Origin of the sequence: Anaerobacillus sp. MEB173 (genome assembly GCF_052119505.1) — a bacterium.
In the GTDB taxonomy this organism is placed as follows: domain Bacteria; phylum Bacillota; class Bacilli; order Bacillales; family JBJMAU01; genus JBJMAU01.
The window spans coordinates 333,693-349,144 of record NZ_JBJMAU010000001.1; the positions used below are offsets into that span (position 1 = coordinate 333,693).

14 protein-coding genes and 1 other RNA gene are annotated in these 15,452 nt (G+C 37.1%); 3 read left to right on the forward strand and 12 right to left on the reverse strand.

Features of this window, described 5'->3' with window-relative positions:
• The first annotated feature begins 111 nt into the window (after window positions 1–111).
• Window positions 112–1,398, forward strand: coding sequence for a hypothetical protein (locus ACJ2A9_RS01660; RefSeq protein ID WP_441419863.1), 1,287 nt, complete (start codon window positions 112–114; stop codon window positions 1,396–1,398).
• Entirely contained in the window at window positions 1,395–2,087 is a 693-nt protein-coding gene (locus ACJ2A9_RS01665) for a class D sortase (protein ID WP_441419864.1), read from the forward strand. Before ACJ2A9_RS01660 ends, ACJ2A9_RS01665 begins: the two co-directional genes overlap by 4 nt.
• 83 nt (window positions 2,088–2,170) lie before the next feature.
• Here the strand turns inward: ACJ2A9_RS01665 and ACJ2A9_RS01670 are convergent, their stop codons facing one another.
• The 3 genes from ACJ2A9_RS01670 to ACJ2A9_RS01680 form a co-directional block, all read right to left on the reverse strand.
• Window positions 2,171–2,689, reverse strand: coding sequence for a ribonuclease H-like YkuK family protein (locus tag ACJ2A9_RS01670; RefSeq protein WP_441419865.1), 519 nt, complete (start codon window positions 2,687–2,689; stop codon window positions 2,171–2,173).
• A 214-nt stretch (window positions 2,690–2,903) separates the two neighbouring features.
• On the reverse strand, window positions 2,904–3,041 hold the full coding sequence (locus ACJ2A9_RS01675) for a hypothetical protein (protein ID WP_441419866.1): 138 nt from the start codon (window positions 3,039–3,041) through the stop codon (window positions 2,904–2,906).
• A gap of 119 nt (window positions 3,042–3,160) precedes the next feature.
• Entirely contained in the window at window positions 3,161–4,678 is a 1,518-nt protein-coding gene (locus tag ACJ2A9_RS01680; RefSeq protein WP_441419867.1) for a carboxypeptidase M32, read from the reverse strand.
• Between the two features lie 168 nt (window positions 4,679–4,846).
• Here ACJ2A9_RS01680 and ACJ2A9_RS01685 point away from each other — a divergent pair, with 168 nt between their 5' ends.
• Entirely contained in the window at window positions 4,847–5,149 is a 303-nt protein-coding gene (locus ACJ2A9_RS01685) for a HesB/YadR/YfhF family protein (protein ID WP_441419868.1), read from the forward strand.
• Window positions 5,150–5,332: 183 nt separating this feature from the next.
• Here ACJ2A9_RS01685 and moaA read toward each other — a convergent pair whose 3' ends face one another.
• The 9 genes from moaA to ACJ2A9_RS01730 form a co-directional block, all read right to left on the reverse strand.
• The gene (gene moaA, locus ACJ2A9_RS01690; RefSeq protein ID WP_441419869.1) at window positions 5,333–6,361 is read right to left on the reverse strand and encodes a GTP 3',8-cyclase MoaA; all 1,029 of its coding nucleotides are present in this window, start codon (window positions 6,359–6,361) and stop codon (window positions 5,333–5,335) included.
• Window positions 6,362–6,620: 259 nt separating this feature from the next.
• Window positions 6,621–8,579, reverse strand: coding sequence for an ATP-dependent DNA helicase (locus ACJ2A9_RS01695; protein ID WP_441419870.1), 1,959 nt, complete (start codon window positions 8,577–8,579; stop codon window positions 6,621–6,623).
• 261 nt (window positions 8,580–8,840) lie between these two features.
• Complete coding sequence (locus tag ACJ2A9_RS01700; protein ID WP_441419871.1) at window positions 8,841–9,104, reverse strand: DUF2564 family protein; 264 nt, start codon at window positions 9,102–9,104, stop codon at window positions 8,841–8,843.
• Between the two features lie 301 nt (window positions 9,105–9,405).
• The gene (locus ACJ2A9_RS01705) at window positions 9,406–9,660 is read right to left on the reverse strand and encodes a DUF3006 domain-containing protein (protein ID WP_441419872.1); all 255 of its coding nucleotides are present in this window, start codon (window positions 9,658–9,660) and stop codon (window positions 9,406–9,408) included.
• A 13-nt stretch (window positions 9,661–9,673) separates the two neighbouring features.
• Window positions 9,674–11,356 (reverse strand): S-layer homology domain-containing protein, encoded by a 1,683-nt coding sequence (locus ACJ2A9_RS01710; RefSeq protein ID WP_441419873.1) that lies wholly within the window; start codon window positions 11,354–11,356, stop codon window positions 9,674–9,676.
• A 353-nt stretch (window positions 11,357–11,709) separates the two neighbouring features.
• Entirely contained in the window at window positions 11,710–12,726 is a 1,017-nt protein-coding gene (locus ACJ2A9_RS01715; RefSeq protein ID WP_441419874.1) for a rod shape-determining protein, read from the reverse strand.
• A 454-nt stretch (window positions 12,727–13,180) separates the two neighbouring features.
• Entirely contained in the window at window positions 13,181–14,320 is a 1,140-nt protein-coding gene (locus ACJ2A9_RS01720; RefSeq protein WP_441419875.1) for a THUMP domain-containing class I SAM-dependent RNA methyltransferase, read from the reverse strand.
• A 163-nt stretch (window positions 14,321–14,483) separates the two neighbouring features.
• Window positions 14,484–14,866, reverse strand: an RNA gene (gene rnpB / locus ACJ2A9_RS01725) — RNase P RNA component class B.
• A 111-nt stretch (window positions 14,867–14,977) separates the two neighbouring features.
• Entirely contained in the window at window positions 14,978–15,379 is a 402-nt protein-coding gene (locus ACJ2A9_RS01730) for a reverse transcriptase-like protein (protein WP_441419876.1), read from the reverse strand.
• Window positions 15,380–15,452: the final 73 nt, after the last annotated feature.

The window sequence follows — 15,452 nt, forward strand, 5'->3', positions numbered from 1 at the left end:
ATAATGTGACCCACGATTCGTTATAACGAAACACTTTATTTTTTGTTGAGAATGGAGAAAGGAGGATGTTCTTTCAAATTTTAAGCTTAATCAACTAGGAAGGAGAACAACATGAAGAGAAAATTTCACATTGTTTTAATGACGATCGCGTTAGTAGTCGGTTTTGGAATTTTCCCTTATGTAGCTGGAACTACAAACACAAGTGCAGATTCAGATGAAGGTACAACGGTTTCTTCAGAGGGTAATAACAATCAAGAACAAAATGAGAATAACGGTAGGCCTGGCAATAGTCAAGGGCAAAATGAAAACCAAGGGCCTGGCAATAACCAGGGACAAAATGATAACCAAGGGCCTGGCAATAACCAGGGACAAAATGATAACCAAGGGCCCGGTAATAACCAAGGGCAAAATGATAATCAAGGGCCTGGCAATAACCAGGGACAAAATGATAATCAAGGGCCTGGTAATAACCAGGGACAAAATGATAACCAAGGGCCTGGTAGTAACCAGGGACAAAATGATAATCAAGGCTCCGGTAACAAACCGAATGATGTACCTGTCATAAATCACAGTGTTCATGTACATTTCTCGAACTCGGTCCCTGCAGATCTTGATGTGTATATCGTGTTTTATGATCAGTCCATCAAACTTGCAAAACAAGGTGGAAAAATGTATGCCGTACACATACCTGAGGGGTTTGATCATCAAAACATAAAATCAGTTAGGGTTGATAACAAAGAATATGATATTGACGATTTAAAAACAGCCGGAAATGCAACAATCAATATATGGGTAAGCTATCCAGGATCTGATGATGATGGTGGTGATAACGGCGGCGGTGATAATGGCGGCGGTGATAATGGCGGCGGTGATAACGGCGGCGGTGATAACGGCGGCGGTGATAACGGCGGCGGTGATAACGGCGGCGGTGATAACGGCGGCGGTGATAACGGTGGCGGTGATAACGGCGGCGGTGATAACGGCGGCGGTGATAATGGCGGCGGTGATAACGGCGGCGGTGATAACGGCGGCAGTGATAACGGCGGCGGTGATAATGGCGGCGGTGATAACGGCGGCGGTGATAATGGCGATTCAGAGCCACCTAAACCAGATCCTTCTGAAAATGATGAATCTCGAGAAAAGCCTGATCATCGAGATCATGTTGAACAGCCTAAGAAAGAAAAAACAGTTAAAAATAAACCTAAAGCAGCAGTTCCAGTAAGCACTAATCCAAGTACCACTGATACTACCCCTTCTACAGTTAACGGTGGAAAGCTACCTGTTACTGCTGGAGCATGGCATACAATGCTCTTATACAGTGGAGTTTTAGCCATTCTTTCTGCTGGAATACTTTGGAGATTACGAAGAAAGAGAAAAACTGATAATGTGATGGGGTGAAAAAAATTAGAACTCTAATGATTTGGGTAGCGGGAGCAGTTTTTTGCCTCTCGCTTTTTTTTATCATTTATTCTTCTATTCAACTACTAACAACTAATTCAAAGATAACTACAACACTTGAAGAATGGGAAGAAAATAAAGTAAATTATCAAAAAGAAGAATCACCTGTTTCTATAGTAGAGCCTCTAAACGTGTCGGTTGAAGATGACCAGTTAGAAGAAAACCTGAACGATACTGTGGAGGAAGAAATAATTACTCCGTTTGTTTATGAAACAAGGCCAAATGTAGGTGATGTGTTTGGAAAAATTATTCTGCCAAGTTTAGATGAAGAATACCCGATCATTTCTGGAACGGATCAGAAAGAATTAGCAAAAGGCGTTGGCCACTATACTGGTAGTGTTCTTCCAGGGGAACATGATAATTCTGTTCTTGCGGGCCACCGTGATACAGTGTTTCGTAGACTAGGAGAAGTCACACTTGGAGATGTTGTCATTGTCGAAACGTATGCTGGTTCATTTACGTATGAAGTGATTACTGAAAGAATTGTAGATCAAGATGACAGGACAGTGATTGTTCCATATGATGAAGCTATTCTAACTCTTGTTACCTGCTTTCCATTTGATTATGTTGGTGCAGCCCCGGAACGGTTTATTTTAACGTTACGTTTAATTGACAATACTTTTTATTAAATAATTGACAACCACAAAAAAAGATTAAACCTACCATAAAATTGATCAGGTTTAATCTTTTTTTGCTCATTTTTCCAAGCCTCTTATTTCGTAAACTTGTTTGCATAACTACTCGCTGCATACGATTCAGGTTTTATTTTTGCATGTAAACCAGACGCTGCAATTCTTTCGGTCATCTCTTTAATAAATTCCTTCGTTAAGCCGTTTTTGCCAATATCCAGGTGGATTTCAAATACGAGTCCGCCCCCTTTGCCAGAATAAGGAGCAACAATCTCTGCTAATTGTGCTAAGTGGTCAGCAGTAAATAAAGTTGCAATTTCTTGACTAAATTTCGTTTCTAACAAAATTTTCTCATGCACAGAGGACAGCTGTTTTTTTATGATCCGTTTTTGCAGACAACCCCAAGCACCTTTACCTAAACGATGTAAATGAATCGCCGTAATAAATCTTGTCCCTTCTTTATGGACATGTGAATCCGTTCCAATTGCCAGACGGTACATTGCAGTTGGATCACTTTTTACAAATTGCTCTATGTTTTTATAGACTTGCAAAAATTCCATTTTCTCATTTGATAGGTTATAAAATATAGTATCCTCTATCATCTATCTGCTCCTTGAATGTGACTTTTCAGAGAATTTACTGATAAAAAATACAACCATCTTTGTGAGCATCCTACTTATAATTTAGGAGATATGTCCTTATTAAATAGCTATTCAGAAAAGCAGCTATTTATGACAACATAACTAAAAAAATGAAGCAAACTCTCTTTTTAGAAGAGCTGCTTCATTCAACCAGAATTATAAGTAACTATGTGTATTAACTATCAATATACTTATTGTTTGCTTCTTCATCTTGCTTTCGCTGTAAATACTGAAAGAATTTGTTTCCGATCATCATTGCAAATAAAAAAATAACGAAAACTGTAACAACTGTTAATAGGATTCCAACCGACATAGCCGTTCCCCCTTTTTATACGTTGATACAATAATATATCGTTATTCCTGTAAATTATGACAAAATAGTGAAACATCAAAAAAAGAAGCGGTATAAATATAACCGCTTCCGCTACGTTCCTATAATTGATAAATGCTTTTATATTTATTTTCTAAATATGAGACTAAGTAGCTGGCATTTAATTCTTCCCCAGTTGTATCCTTTAAGATTTCCAATGGCTTTTTCATTTTCCCGTATTGATGCACATGCTTTGTCATCCATTCTTTAATTGGAGCAAGAGTACCTTCTTCTAGAAGTTGCTCGAAGTTGGGAAGATCTTTATCCATTGCTCGCTTCAACTGTGCAGCATAAATATAACCTAAGGCATAAGATGGGAAGTAACCAAAGGCACCACCTGACCAGTGAACATCTTGCAAAACTCCTTCTGCATCATTACTTGGGCGAATTCCTAAATACTCTTCCATTTTATCATTCCAAATAGTAGGGAGGTCTTTGACTGCAATGGTTCCGTTGATTAATCCTTTTTCAATTTCATAGCGTAAAATAATATGTAGAGCATAGGTCATTTCGTCTGCTTCGATTCGGATTAGTGAAGGACCAGCAACATTAATTCCCCGATAGAACTCATCAAGAGAGACATGATCAAATTGACCATTCGCATGCTGTTTCAATAAATCATAATTTCTTTTCCAAAATGAGTAGTTTCTCGCTACAAAGTTCTCCCAAAAGAGAGATTGTGATTCATGAATTCCCATAGAGGTTCCATCACATAAAGGGGTGCCTATGAGATCCATTGAAATATTTTGCTCATATAGTGCATGTCCACCTTCATGGATTGTCCCAAAGACGGCGGTACGAAAATCTTTTTCATCATATTTTGTTGTTACTCGCACATCACCAGGATTTAGTCCTGTAGCAAACGGATGTACAGTTTTGTCGAGACGACCGGCATCAAAATCATAACCCATTTGCTTAAGAATCTCTAAATTGAACGCTTTTTGTTGTTGTTCAGGGAAATTCTGAAATAAAAAGTCTGTATTGGGTTTGTTCTTCGCTTCTGTTACTGCTTGAACGAGTGGCACGAGCTGTTCACGCAGCTTCCCAAAGACTTCATCAAGAATATCGACAGTGATTCCTGGTTCATAATCTTGTAAAAGAGTATTATACTTATTCCCTTCATAGCCCCATAAATCAACAAAGTGTTTATTAAATTCAACAAGCTTTTCTAAATATGGCTGAAACATCGCAAAATCGCTTTTTTCCTTTGCTTCCTCCCATACCGACTCGGCTGTTGAAGTTAATTTCACATATTCTTTATATTCATTTGCCGGAATCTTTTTATTTTTATCAAATTCCCGCTTGCATTCTTCCACTGTTTTACGCGTAATTTCACTCAATTCTTCTTGAACCGTTTTATCTAATAAGGCTTCTAAATAACCTTCCATTTCCTTAGATGTAGATAAATGAAAAGCTTCAGTTGAAAGGGTACTCACAACCTCTGACCGCTGCTCTAATCCTTTTTTAGGAGCTCCTGTACGCATGTCCCAGTAGATCAATGAGATGGCTTCATTATAGCTTTCAATTTTATTTACATGCTCTAAAAAAGACTTCTCAATTTCATTTATAGATTTACTCAAACTAACACATCCTTTCTATATAGAAACACAACTTCTCTGAAAATAACATTATTTCCTTCTTTTGTTTAGTATTTCTAATCTTCAATCTTTTATCGATAGAACATATTATTTGTCAGACTAGTTTTATTATGTTATAACTTTGGTACGCTTACTATTGGAGGTTTTTATATGGAAATGACAATAACAGATGCAGCCGCACAGCTTTATATAGAAGAAATGGACCTGCAAAAAAATGATTCTCTCCGTCTTTTTGTTCGAGTAGGCGGATGTGGTTCCGGAGGATTTTCAGTCGGAGTAACAAAAGAAACCCCTCAATCCTCTTCTTATTTACTTGAGAAAAAAGGGGTAAACTTCTTTGTAAACGAGGAAGACTTCTGGTACATGGACGGCATGACCATTGACTATAACAACGACCTGAGCTACTTAACTTTTGACAACCCGAAAATTGAGGACGTTGTGAATCCGAAATAAGTTAATAGTTTAGAGTTTAGAGTTAAAAGTTTAGAGTTAAAAAACCTTCGTAGATCCGCCTACGAAGGTTTTTTATTTTAGATCTTCTTGAAACGTCTAAAGAAGAACTTAATTCTAAATTCTAAATTTTACATTTTAAATTGCCTTTAAGCTTTCTTACTCTAAACTCTAAACAAAAAGATGTTATCCCCCAATATGAGACATTTCGATCTTTTTGATTTCTCTTTTATCTGTGTTATTTAGCCGTTCTTCGGAATAGCGGTCGCCTCGTTTTTGCCACGTGTTGACGATAATGTCTTGGAGTTCTTTATCCGTCGCTCCTTCTCTAAGCGGTCCCCGAATATCAGTCCCACCAAACGCAAACAGGCATGTATAGATTTTACCGTCTGCAGATAAACGTGCCCTTGAACACGTTGAACAGAATGCGTCTGTTACAGATGAAATAATTCCTATTTCATCATTACTTCCTTTATAGCGGTATCTAGTGGCGACTTCTCCTTTATAATTGGCCTCGATTGGCTCAATTGGCATTTCTTTATTAATGATACTAAAGATTTCTTTCTTTGATACAACTTGATCTAATTTCCAGCCATTTGAATTTCCAACGTCCATAAATTCAATAAAACGGAGAATGATTCCTTTTTCACGGAAAAACTTTGCCATAGGAAGAATATCGTTTTCATTTACACCGCGTTGAACGACCATATTCATTTTTACCTTTAAACCTGCCTCCTGAGCAGCTTCAATCCCATCAAGTACAGTCGCAACTGTAACCCCGCGACCGTTGATTTTTTCAAATAATTCACTGTTTAGACTATCTAAACTAATTGTAACTCGATCTAATCCAGCTTGTTTTAACGCTTTGGCATGTTTCCTTAATAGGGACCCATTTGTTGTCATTGCTATATCATTGATTTCTTCAATTTGATTTACCATCTCAATAAAACGAGACAAGTCGTTTCTCATTAGTGGTTCTCCGCCAGTAATTCTTATTTTTTTAATCCCAGCCACAGCAATAAATTGTTGGATTAGGCGATGAATTTCCTCAAATGATAGTAACTCTTTTCTTGGGAGAAATTTAAAATTAGAGTCAAAAATCTCAGCGGGCATACAGTAGCTGCAGCGGAAATTACATCGGTCAGTCATCGATATCCTTAGGTCACGCAGGGGGCGACCTAACGCATCATATATTCTAGGCTCGTGCATAGCCATAATAGACACCCCACTTCCTTATTTGGGCAATATTATCATTTTATGTTTGCATAATGTATTGTAATGCTTGTCACTAGAAATGAAAGTGATTTACTTCACACTATATAGAAAGCCGCTACTTATTCTCTATTGCAGAGAATAACAGCGGCTTATTTTTCACCTATCGAAAAACGATAAACCTTAAAAACAATTATAACCATTGTTATATTAATATTATAACATAAAACGAAAATAAAAAGTGAATTCATACTCTAAGAGATTATATCGATTTATTTAATTGTACACCTTTAGGAAGGATTGATGTTATCATCGATTTAAGTTCGGGATCAAAGTGAATACGTTCATCAAAAATTGAAACAATTCCACTGTCATTATGAGTTCGAATCAATCTGCCTATTCCTTGACGTAATCGTAATATCATATACGGTAAATCTACTTCTTGATATGGATTACTTGTTGTTTGTCTTTTTGCCATAAACACAGGGTCATTAGGCGGAAATGGAAGTGACCAAATAATCACATTAACTAATGAAGGTCCTGGAATATCTAACCCTTCCCATAAATGAACCGCTGCCAAACAACTCGTTTCTTCTCGTTGGAAAGTAGAAATTAATTGACTGATTTCCTGATCACCTTCAAATAAAAATTGAATGCCTCGATCCAGGTGATCATCTATCATTTTTTGTTTAAATTGAAGCAGTTCTTCCTCTTGATTAAATAGAATCAATGCCCGACCCTTTGTTTCCTCAATTAACTGGTTTGCATAGTTATATTTTTGTGTGAAAATGTCTTCTGATGTAAGCTCTGGACTATAAACCTCCATTTTCGTTTCATAATCAAATGGAGAAGAAACAGAAAATGAAAGGTAATCTTCTACACCAATACTGTTAGCCATGTATTCAAATGAATCATTACTTGAAAGTGTCGCTGATGAAAATACAACTGGGATCTTTTTGGAGAATACCCGCTCTTTAAGCACCTCTTCAACAAGGCGCGGCATAATGACTAGAGTTAAACCATGTTGATCTTCCGTCACCCAGGAGATTAAATTTTCTCGCTGTATAAACAGTTGTAATGCCTTTTGAATCATTTCAATATGCTCTTCAACAATCCGAAGCTGGTATTGATCAATTGTATAAAGCTCACTTTCAAACACAAGTTCATCCTCAAGTCTCGTCAGTAAACTCTTCAGATGCTTGACCTCAGATACGATCATCTCATTAAACTTTATGTTCTTACGATGAGAACCCGGGATATCTATGATTTGCTGTCGTAGTGTATGGAAAAAATATAAGCTTTGTGAAATCGTTTCATCGATTAAGACAGCAAATTCTTCACGTGTATCATTTTCACTTAAACGACTAAGCAGCTCTTCAAGTACTTCATGCCGCAACTTATAGGTCAATGCTTTCTGCGCAGCAAACTCTAATAAATGTCCTTCATCAAAGACAATGGAGCTAGCTTCTGGCAGTAACGGTAATTGACCTTCCCGCTTTCGTGAATCATATGTCCAAACATGCTCCATATAAAAATCATGGGAACAGATAATCAAATCAGTCGCTTTTCGGTAATGTTCACGTGTTAATGTTTGCCCGCAACGATGCCGCTGCTCACATACAAAGCAATCTTGAAACGTATCCCAGCCGATTTTTTCCCACTTTTCATTATTTAAGTCAGGATAATTTTTTCTGTCTCCATAATGATAAAATGACTGCAACGGAGCATTGCTCGTTACAAATGGTGGTAATTCTTCGTAAATCTCATCATATAGCTCATCATAATCATCTCGATTACGCTCGGTATCTAACTTTTGTAAACATAAATATTGATCTTGGGATTTTGCCAAGCGAACATCAATATTTAACCCAAGATGTTTGGCTAATTTTGCAATATCTCCCTCAGGTTTCACAAGTTGTTCGATCAGTGATTCATCGGCACATGCAATAATCGCCGGCTTACGCATATACCTGGCATAGCAAATCGCATATAACAGATAGACAATTGTCTTACCAGTCCCTACACCTGCTTCAGCAAAGATAACTTTCTTTTCAATAAAGGCTCTTTCAAGTTGAAAAGCCATAAATACTTGCTCATCCCTCAGTTCAAATCCAGCTTCAGGTAAAATATCATAAAAAACATCGCCAACCCATTCACCTAACTTGTCAAAAAACGATTGCGTCTTATCATACGAAAATGGTAAAGATTCAAATTTATTCAACGAAAATACTCCTTTTCACGTTCAAATAGCTGACAAAATATTATCCTATAATTTTCTATATAATGTCAACTAATTAGTTTAGAGTGTAGAATTTAGAGTTTAGAGTTAAAAGAAACGGGCTTTTGCTGTGTCCTCAAAGCCCTTCTTCTTTCAAAGGTTTCAACTCTAAACTCTAAACTCTAAACTAAAAAAGCTCTTCTTCAATTAACCACAAAATCGAAGAGTGCCCGCCAGATTCTTGGTAGACACTCCAATGATGTTTTATTCTTTTGCTTCTTTCAATTGATGGTCAATTCGTTCGATTAGTTCTGAGGAAAATTCAAAGAACTTTTCATCGATTCCTGTAGCATGTGCTACAGCATGATTGTATTGCTGTTTTGCTTGATTTATTGCATCAGTTGCTGCTTTTAATTGGTCTTCATCCATACTCATTGTTGCTTGACCAACCATACGTTGCGCCGATTTGATTGCCATTTCAATTTGTTGTATTTCAGTTAAGCCATATTCTGTTCCATCATTCGTCATTTCATCATCTCCTAACTTTAAACAATATGTAAATAATCATTGGTAAATGCTAAAGAGTTCTGTCCTATTTAGAATGTCCATTTCCCTTCTTTTTTATCCTATTAACAATTGCCATGAATGAGGAAATATGAACTCATTCATGGCATGTATCGCGATACAATATTGAAGCTGATTGTACCAGTGAAGTACTTGTAACCAACTCTTGGTAAGGAATCGAACCTTACATCTGTACTTCCACCTATAAGGTAGTATTTACTCTTTTATGAGTAAGATTCGAGGGAGACTAAGGTAAATTTCGTACCTATTGTTTATTTTTTGCTAAGATTTTTTGCATAAGCTGATCAGCCTCTTTTTTTACTTGATTCGTTTCCTCCTTTGACTGGGTAATTGTTTTCACTGTTGTTCCATCCTCTTCAAATGTGACATCGAACAGGTCACCTTCTTTGGTTCCTGCAGGAAGATGATCAATATGAATATCTTTTTGAATGGATTCATCACTCCGTAATAACAGAATTGCCATATGCCCCTCAATTCGATCAAGTGTATACGTTGGCATTTATCTTCCTCCTTTAGATGGTAATTTGGTGCTTCATATTTTCAAATGTAACCGGTCCAATACGATTAACATTTTTAAGTTGTTCAATTGATGTAAATGGACCATGCTGTTCACGATAATTAATAATATTTTCAGCAATTACTTCCCCAACACCAGTAATCTGCTGTAATGTTTCAAAATTAGCTGTATTAATGTTAACAGGATATATAATCTCGTCCTCATCACCGCCTGAACCTTCTGCATTTCCAGTTCCATCCCAAGGACTTGCTGTTGCATCGTAATTGATTCCATCAGTTGTTATTATGACATCTCCTGAATTTGCAAGTGAATAAAGTTTCGCTCCACTATTTCGTAAACGTTGAATCGCTTCATGATGTGGATGATTGTAACGATTCCCTTCACCATAAGAAAGAATCGCCATTTCAGGTTGTACATCGTAAAGAAAGCTGTTGTTCGATGATGTAAATGAACCGTGGTGTCCTACTTGCAATATTTGTGCTGATAGATCATATTGATTCACCATCTGTTCTTCTGGTCCAAGTTCGGCATCACCTGTAAATAATAAGCTCACTTGATTGTAAGTTAACTTTAAAGCCACGGATGAATCGTTTAAACTTTTCTCCTCAGAACCTGTATTTAAAAATCTAATCGTAACGGAAGGGTCCAAGTCATAGGTTGTGCCTGGTACAGCTTTTGCAAATGGAAGATTCTGATTATCAACATATGTGAGATAATCAAGATAAGTTTGTGACGTATGAGTACGCCCACTATCAATGATTTGTTTAATTTCAAATTGTTTCAAAACATCGACTAAACCCCCGATATGGTCAGCATGCGCATGTGTAGCAATAACCAAGTCAATTGAAGAGATACCCGCTTTTTTTAGATAAGAAACGATTTTTTCACCTGCCGATTTGTCACCTGCATCAATTAGTATTGTTTTTCCGTTTGGCAGTTCGATCAACGTTGCATCTCCTTGACCAACATTAAGGAAATGCGCTTTTAACGGTTGTTGTTTAACATCTTTTTTGAATTCATCATTTAATGTTCTTGCCATAAACACAGAAAATTCAGCCCGTGAAATATTTGAGCGGGGTTGAAACGTCCGGTCTGGATACCCTACAGTAATTTGATTGGCAACCAATGATTGAATCGCTTCATGACCCCAAAATTTCGAGGAAACATCATTAAACTCAAAATCGCCTTCCCCTTGTAAGCTGTAGGCTCGTTGAAGTATCGCTGCCATTTCAGCTCGAGTTAAAGGTGCATTCGGCATAAATTTACCTTCATACCCGGTTATAATTTCCTCATCTGCTAATGTAGCAATGACATCATAATCTGGATGGGTTACATCAACATCAGAAAAATTTGGTGCTGGTCGATTCGATGTATCAAATTGTAACTCACGTTGCAACATTAATGCCGCATGGACTCTTTTTATTTCATCCTTAGGACCAAACCTTCCATCGGGATATCCACCGACAATGTTTTGATTTTTTAAAAAGTGAATTTCATCTTTTGCCCAATGGGCAGCTACATCCCGAAAGCTGCCCCCCTGTTGAAGTCCTTGTAATGATCCCTCGGTAATACTCGAATCCCCATTACTTTCAAAAGGAATTATCTTTTCATTACTACAACCAAACAATATTAGGCAAACACTAAGTAAAAGAAAAGAAACCCTATAGATCAACTTCATTCCAATCCTTCCTTAACCAGTATTTTTTAACTTTCAACTTTTAACTACTTCAGATGTGTTTGCCTTATTTTCCGCTTCAAAGATCAAAACATACTCAAATAAACAAAGAAAACATTCGTGATAATTAAATGAATAAACCGTTTATCACTATCAATACTAAGGATAGAAATTATAGGTATTTATGGTATGTAGTTTAATTAGCTTTATTTATAAGGGAAATGGAGAATAACGACCTAGGATCACCAATTCACAATCAACCGTAACATATAAAACAGGCGCCACCACTAAGGCAGCTCCTGTTTTTTGGTTTGTATGGTTTTAATTCCAAATTTTACATTTTAAATTTTAAATTATTAAATGCTTAACTGAATCTGATCTTTTCTTTCAAAAGCAAGACCCGTTCCAATAGCAACACAATCTAATGGATTTTCTGCAATATGTACAGGGATCAATACTTCATTTGCAAGTACTTTATCTAAATGTCGGAGGAGTGATCCACCACCAGCTAACACAACACCTTTGTCAATGACATCTCCTGCGAGTTCAGGTGGTGTTTTTTGTAATGTTACTTTTACCGCATCAATAATGCTCGCCTTAACATCGTAAAGTGATTCATATATATCTGTAGAGGTCACTTCGATAATTTTTGGCAATCCACTAGTTATATCAATACCTCTGACAATTTTTGTTTCTGCTTTATTTAGAGGCATTGCACTTCCAATTTCAATTTTTAAAAATTCAGCTGTTTGTTTTCCAATCTCAATATTATACTTTTTCTTAATACACTGCATAATCGCTTCATCCATCTCGTCTCCTGCTATACGGATCGATGTACTGGTAATAATTCCCCCATAGGAAATAACGGCAACTTCTGTGGAGCCACCACCAATATCAATTATCATGCTTCCTGAAGGCTCCCACACAGGAAGATCTGCTCCAATTGCAGCAGCTAATGGTTCCTCAATCGTAAAGACATGATTTGCACCAGCTTGTTTTGCGGCTTCTTCAATCGCCTTCTTTTCCACTGGAGTCGTACCACATGGCACACATATCATCACATTCGATTTCCGGAATTTCGCTAAATTCATTTTCCCTTTTACTTCAAATGCTTTTTTCATAAAATAACGAATCATTTTTGTTGCTACTTCGTAATCAGCAATCACTCCATCAAGCAGAGGACGAACAGACACAATATTTGTAGGTGTTCGATCAACTAACTGTTTTGCCTGACTACCGATAGCCTCAATTTTACCAGTATTAATATTGCGAGCTACAATAGATGGTTCTCGTACAATAATCCCTAAATCTTTCAAGTAAACCAACGTATTCGCCGTCCCTAAATCAATACCAATATGATCCCTTCCGAACATATCCATTTCCCCTCATCTATCTTAATGTTTTTTCAATCTGAAAAATGACCAATTTATTTTTATGTTAATGAAGAGAGTTTAAGAATCATGACTTCCATGTGGATAAACTGTTTTTGGAAATTTATGACTAAAGAATGATAATTCCTTATGTGTTGTTTTAAAGTTCCCGTACAATAAACGAAATAAAAGAAAAAAGCTGCATTTTTTTAAGTAAAATGTAGCTTGCTTTAGCAATATTTTAAAAGGAATAATATACCAGAGCACAAATACTTACAAAGGAGACATAAAAAATAACATGTCATTCGAAAATATTAACATAAGACTTTGGTTGGTAAGCCAAATAGGGGCACTCTTGATGGAGTGCCCCATTTTTTCGATTACGTTATTAATATAAAAAAGCCAGCTCTTCCTTCAGTTTTACACTGAAAAAAGTCTGGCTCTATATATTGATAAATTATTCATTCTTTGGCGGTCTCGGTCCAAAAAACTGGTAATAATCGGTCCTAATGTTGCCGTTAAAGAGCTTTCGTTTCTTTGTTGCCTTTTTACCGTACAGTTCTTCAAAATCTGGATGTGATGTTAACATATAAATGGACCACGTGTCTAAATGGGCAAATGTCCGGCCCATATCTCTGTACATTTGTTCGACTTCTTTCACCTCACCAAGTCGTTCTCCATATGGAGGATTACCAATCAGGCATCCATACTTAGATTTTGTTGTAAAATCCTTTACCTGCATTTGTTTAAACTTAATGATTTCACCTAATCCGGCTTCCATTGCGTTATTTTTCGCTAAATCAACCATTTTATGGTCAATATCAGAGCCATAAATTTCTAACGGTTGGTCGTACTTCGCTAAATCTTCCGCTTCTTCCATTGCTTTATCCCAGTTTGCTTGTCCGATCCAATCCCATCCATGTGATGCAAAATCACGATTAAATCCTGGTGCAATGTTTTGACCAATTAATGCAGCTTCAATCGGTAACGTTCCAGATCCACAGAATGGATCAGCAAACGGTCGGTCTGGTGTCCAATTTGTTAGCATAATCAATGTTGCTGCCATCGTTTCCTTTAAAGGTGCCTCACTATGCAAATAACGGTAACCTCGTTTATGCAGGCCGCTTCCACTTGTATCAATCGTTAATGTAGCGATATCCTTATGTAAGGCAACCTCGATCCGAAATAACGGACCATCCTCATCGAACCATGAACGATGATATGTTTTTTTCAAGCTATCAACTACGGCTTTCTTTACAATCGCTTGACAATCAGAAACGCTAAATAATTTTGATTTAACCGACTTTCCAATGACAGGGAATTCACCATTTTCAGGAATGAACTGTCCCCACGGTAATGCTTTTGTCTTTTCAAATAATTCATCAAATGTTGTGGCCTTAAATTCACCGACCTTTAACTTTACCCGGTCTGCTGTGCGAAGCCATAAATTCGACCGACAAATCGCACTTTCCTCTGCCTCATATGTAATTTTTCCATTATCAACAGTCACATTTTCGTAACCAAGTGCTCGAACCTCTCTGGCAACGAGCGCTTCAATTCCCATTGCTGCCGTTGCAATTAATGTTATTTTTCCCATAAAAAAATCCTTTCTGCTCACCAATACTTCATTATAAATCCACTATTCATTATAAGCATCTTTTCCTCTTTATACAAATTGTACTAGTATATATCGAAAAAAATTTTTCAAAATAAAAAACCCCAGAATTATCTGGGGTTAATCATCGTATCATCCAAAAGCGTTCGATAAGCCATGTTTTGTTCCTTTGTACTGCAAACGGTATGAACCTCGTACTCCGGCGGTAATCATCTATCTACAGATTAGATAATCTGTCCTTCTCTTAGTTCAATTCCTTTGAGAAAGTTCCCCTACCAAATTTGGGTTTCTCGCTCGAGGGGTTTACCCGTTCCACTCTGTTTGTTTCCAAACAGACTACGTCACTGTGGCACTTTCAAGGTATTCACACCATATCCAAAAGACTTAGGTGTTTTCCCTGCCGTTAGTCCAGTCGAAACCAAACTACCCTAGCTTATTTTTTTGCTAGGCACGAACACTACGGTCATCGCAGACCGTGCGAGCATGGACTTTCCTCTACATCAAACGATGCAGCGATTACCTAAACGCTTATGGTGTCGTATCGACGACAAATTCTATTATATGCTTAACTTAAAGGTTTATCAAGTGGAAGTTTACTCCAGTATAATGAGATTGCTACTTGAATCATGTGATCAACTGCTATTTTTGTTTATCAATTGAGCGAATTGCCTTCCGGGCCAGCTCATCCGCAGTTTTATTTTGGTTACTTGGTATCCATTTGATAAAAAATAAATCAAGCTTCTCTATTAGCAACAGTGCTTCCTCTAGTAAGGGCTGAAAAAGCTTATTTTTTACATACTGTTTTTCGATCGCTTCATCAACTAACTTAGAATCCGTTCGAAATGAAACTACAGAATAATGTTTATCTATACAAATTTGTAATGCTGCAAGCAACGCTCTGTACTCAGCTTCATGATTTGACATCAAACCTAATGGAATGGAATACCGTTCCACCTGCCCTGCACCATCTTTGATAAAGACCCCGGCACCGGATGGACCGGGATCTCCGGCGCTTGCACCATCAATATAAACTTCGATCAAGAAAAATTCCCCCTTAAAAAAGCCATAACAATACTAGCAAATACGTTCATTCATTGAAAGTAAAGTTTTTAAG